Source organism: Finegoldia magna, from assembly GCF_018371055.1.
Taxonomy (GTDB): Bacteria; Bacillota; Clostridia; order Tissierellales; family Peptoniphilaceae; genus Finegoldia; species Finegoldia magna_I.
Genome location: NZ_JAGYZD010000336.1, coordinates 1 through 1322 on the forward strand (window position 1 = coordinate 1; position 1322 = coordinate 1322).

The 1322-nt window shown below is 34.3% G+C and carries 2 protein-coding genes; one reads left to right on the forward strand and one right to left on the reverse strand.

What is annotated here, in order from left to right; translation table 11 throughout:
- The coding region (locus KHW44_RS09685) for an LLM class flavin-dependent oxidoreductase (protein ID WP_304068915.1) at positions 1 to 323 on the reverse strand (323 nt) is incomplete at its 3' end.
- 196 nt (positions 324 to 519) lie between these two features.
- Between KHW44_RS09685 and KHW44_RS09690 the strand changes: the two genes are divergently transcribed.
- On the forward strand, positions 520 to 1322 hold an 803-nt coding region (locus KHW44_RS09690), incomplete at its 3' end, for a polyphosphate kinase 2 family protein (protein WP_304068917.1).

Below are 1322 nucleotides of genomic sequence, written 5' to 3' on the forward strand. Positions count from 1 at the left end.
GCTCTTCCAATTCCCAAATCAATTCTTTCGGGATACAATGTTTCAAGTGTTCCGTATCTTTCGGCAACTTGAAATGGTGTGTGGTTAGGAAGCATTACGCCGCCTGCTCCGACTTTTATTCTTTGTGTATTTTCCAAAATATATCCGATAATCAAATCTGTTGCTGAGCATGAGATTGATTTGGAATTGTGGTGTTCTGCGACCCAATATCTTTCGAATTTTTGTCCGTCAGCCCATTTTGCAAGCTCCAATCCACGATTGACGGATTGTTGAGTAGTTTCATCTATAAATCTCGGTATTAAATTCAATATTGATATTTTCATGTTTTATCTCCTTTCTCATAATATGAATTTATTATATAACTAAGCGAATGTCAAATGATTTTGCGCAATACTAATGTGATAGTAAAATATTGAAGAAAATTTGAACAAATGATATAATTAATTCAACAAAAAATTGTTTTAAGTTTACCTGATTTGGATAAATATATTATAACGATAATGATAAAGGAAGTATGTTATGGATATTAAAAAATACAGGGTAAAACCTAATAAAAAAGTTGATTTGGAAAAATTTAGCACAAGGAAAGACGATTCTTATTCAAAAAAAGAAGTGAAGGAAGAAATTCTTCCACAAAATTTGAAAAAAATGTTTGAATTTCAGGAAAAATTATACGCTGAAAACAAGAGGGGAATTCTCGTTGTTCTTCAAGCGATGGATGCTGCGGGTAAGGATAGTTTGGTAAAAAAAGTATTCACAGCGCTTAATCCTGCAGGCTGCAAGGTTACAAGCTTTAAGCAACCTTCAACAGAAGAATTGGATCACGATTATTTGTGGAGAATTACAAAGGCAACTCCTTCTTATGGAGAGGTTGGGATTTTCAACAGATCTCACTACGAAGATGTATTGGTAACAAGAGTTCACAATTTGGTTAACAAGAAAAACGACGATGATTTTTGGGAAAAAAGATTCGAAGATATCAATGCGTTCGAAAAATATTTGGATAATAATGGTATCAAGGTTGTGAAGTTTTTCTTGCATGTGTCCAAAGATGAACAAAAAGAAAGACTTTTGGATAGGATTAACTTGGATGAAAAACATTGGAAGTTTGCAGCTAGTGACATTTTGGAAAGAGAAAACTGGGACGATTATCACAAGGCTTATGAAGATATGTTGGAGCATACTTCAACTGATTATGCACCTTGGTATGTAGTTCCTGCGGACAACAAATGGTTCACTAGACTTTTAGTGAGTGAGATTATGCTGGATTTGTTCGAGCAATTGGACCCACACGTCCCTGAACTTTCCAAGGAAGAAGAATC